This is a genomic window from Microbulbifer maximicatervae (SeqCode) (genome assembly GCF_052467695.1).
In genome coordinates this window covers 1,172,501-1,175,000 of sequence record NZ_CP174320.1, presented here as the reverse complement: position 1 = coordinate 1,175,000, position 2,500 = coordinate 1,172,501, and the positions used below count along the sequence as shown (strand labels likewise).

2 rRNA genes (1 of these 2 only partly in view) are annotated in these 2,500 nt (G+C 48.3%); both read left to right on the top strand.

What is annotated here, in order from left to right:
- Positions 1 to 1,107 (top strand): 23S ribosomal RNA (locus tag ACJJI8_RS05015) (it extends 1,775 nt beyond the left edge of the window).
- Between the two features lie 203 nt (positions 1,108 to 1,310).
- A 5S ribosomal RNA gene (gene rrf / locus ACJJI8_RS05010) occupies positions 1,311 to 1,426 on the top strand.
- Positions 1,427 to 2,500: the final 1,074 nt, after the last annotated feature.

Genomic DNA, 2,500 nt, shown 5'->3' with positions numbered 1-2,500 from the left:
TGCAAACTCGTAAGAGGACGTATAGGGTGTGACGCCTGCCCGGTGCCGGAAGGTTAATTGATGGGGTTAGCTTCGGCGAAGCTCTTGATCGAAGCCCCGGTAAACGGCGGCCGTAACTATAACGGTCCTAAGGTAGCGAAATTCCTTGTCGGGTAAGTTCCGACCTGCACGAATGGCGTAACGATGGCCACGCTGTCTCCACCAGAGACTCAGTGAAATTGAAATCGCTGTTAAGATGCAGTGTACCCGCGGCTAGACGGAAAGACCCCGTGAACCTTTACTACAGCTTTGCACTGAACTTTGAGCCTATTTGTGTAGGATAGGTGGGAGGCTTTGAAGCAATGACGCTAGTTGTTGTGGAGCCGTCCTTGAAATACCACCCTGGTATGTTTGAGGTTCTAACTCTGGTCCGTTATCCGGATCGAGGACAGTGTATGGTGGGTAGTTTGACTGGGGCGGTCTCCTCCCAAAGAGTAACGGAGGAGTACGAAGGTGCACTCAGCATGGTCGGAAATCATGCAATGAGCATAATGGTATAAGTGCGCTTGACTGCGAGACAGACATGTCGAGCAGGTACGAAAGTAGGTCATAGTGATCCGGTGGTTCTGTATGGAAGGGCCATCGCTCAACGGATAAAAGGTACTCCGGGGATAACAGGCTGATACCGCCCAAGAGTTCACATCGACGGCGGTGTTTGGCACCTCGATGTCGGCTCATCACATCCTGGGGCTGAAGCCGGTCCCAAGGGTATGGCTGTTCGCCATTTAAAGTGGTACGCGAGCTGGGTTTAGAACGTCGTGAGACAGTTCGGTCCCTATCTGCCGTGGGCGTTGGAGATTTGAGAAGAGTTGCTCCTAGTACGAGAGGACCGGAGTGAACGAACCTCTGGTGTTCCGGTTGTCACGCCAGTGGCATTGCCGGGTAGCTATGTTCGGACGGGATAACCGCTGAAAGCATCTAAGCGGGAAGCCTCCTTCAAGATAAGATCTCCCTGAGGCCTTGAGCCTCCTGAAGGGCCGTGGAAGACTACCACGTTGATAGGCTGGGTGTGGAAGCGTTGTGAGGCGTTGAGCTAACCAGTACTAATTGCCCGTGCGGCTTGACCATACAACAGAGATGGTTACTAACGACTAGCTAAGCTAGCGGATTGTGAGTTAGAGACATACGATCGCTTGCGGTGTATTACTACAGATTGTTTTACCGACTTATTTGGGGTTATCGCCGGTCAATAACATGACCGAGGCAAACAGCGATAACGCGGCAGGCCAAGCACATTGCTTATAAGACCAACGCCAACCCAAGCCAGTTTGCCTGACGACAATAGAGTTGTGGAACCACCTGATCCCTTGCCGAACTCAGAAGTGAAACGCAACATCGCCGATGGTAGTGTGGGGCTTCCCCATGTGAGAGTAGGTCATCGTCAGGCTTCTAATCCGAAAAGGGCCACCCAACAGGGTGGCCCTTTTTTTATGGCTGAAAAATATTTTAAAAAAACAAAAATAAAAAAACTAAGAAAGGGAAAGAAGAGAGACGCGCTGCGTGCAAAGTCATAGTGGTTCGAGCCTGTGGCTCTCACCCTCGGAGTGGCCTTCGGCAGGCTAAACCTTCACCAGCTGTCAGGTTTCTAATAAAAAAACCTACACCAGCTGCACTGCCGGGGTTTTCTTTTTAGGGTACGGTAAATATTTTCACTATTTCGCGTGCCTGCGCTGCTATGTGAGCCGTTCACAAATCCGGAGCCATGCACCGCAGGCTGATGAGCACTGCCCGCCTACGGTGTGGGTCCAGTGTTTCCGATAACTTGCAAAAATAGCTCTAAATAAATTAGTCAGTTTTCACTCCAAAAACTAAACCCCTAAAAAATCTTTACGTTTCTTTCTCAAGTTTTTCAGAGCTTCTGCAAAAATTTGCCGCTGGATACACACTTAAAACTACTTTCATGAACTATAGGTTTGTATTTTTAATGGCTTCAAAACTACCAGAGTTAGTAAGCTACTAAATACTCCCAGAAAGTTATCCCCTAGAGCATAGTATCCCTGATAGTTATTCAATCTGGCTGCCAAATAGTGTGGATAGTGCCGTGCTTTTAAAAAACTACGCGCATATTCCCCGATAGTAATGTGAGGACTTTATTCATAGTTATATTTTCCGTTTCCACCATCAGGGGATGCATTTACAGTTTGATTTTTAACCAAAAACCATTTTGAAAATTTATTACATAAAGTTCTTGCGGAGCCTCCCTGAAGTCCGTATAGTTCGCCTCCTCGCTGCTCAGGCAGTAGCGGGAAGGCAGCTCTAAGTCGTTGATTTTCTTAAAAAAAATCTTTTGAAAAAAGAGCTTGCCAAGCACGGAGAGGTCGCTATAATGCGCGCCACTTCAAGCAAGATCGGAAACGAACTTGCCGGGGTTCGAGAAAGCGTTTCGCTTCACGAATCACCGAAAAAAAGCTGCTAAAAATCACTTGATTCAGCGGCACGGATGTGTAGAATACGCCTCCCG